This window comes from Roseibium sp. AWQ4_254 (assembly GCF_056161025.1).
Window position 1 is genome coordinate 1 of sequence record NZ_JBSWYH010000115.1, and the last position, 336, is coordinate 336.

The window sequence follows — 336 nt, forward strand, 5'->3', positions numbered from 1 at the left end:
CGCAAGCGGTTCTTCCCAGTGCATCGGTTGCGCAGGTGGCGCGCCGGTATTCGGCAAATGCCAATATGATCCACAATTGGCTGAAGGATCCCCGGTTTGCGCGAATGCCAGTTGATCCGGGCCACGTCGAGGACGGGTCTTTCGTTGAGCTGGAACTGGCCCCGGCAGCTTGCCCTGCCACGCCTGGTGTCGTTGTCCCGCCCCCGGAACCTGTCTGTGCAAGCCGGGTTGATATTACTCTTTCCGATGGCCGAAGGGTGTTGATCGAAGGCCCAACGGCCCTGGCCGCGGTGATGGGACTGGTTCAGGGTTTGATGGAGTGATCCCGGTTCCATC

1 protein-coding gene is annotated in these 336 nt (G+C 61.0%); it reads left to right on the forward strand.

Annotated elements, in window-relative coordinates:
* Window positions 1-323, forward strand: a 323-nt coding sequence (locus ACXAIC_RS24860) for an IS66-like element accessory protein TnpA (RefSeq protein WP_475187141.1), incomplete at its 5' end; no start/stop codon positions are given.
* Window positions 324-336: the final 13 nt, after the last annotated feature.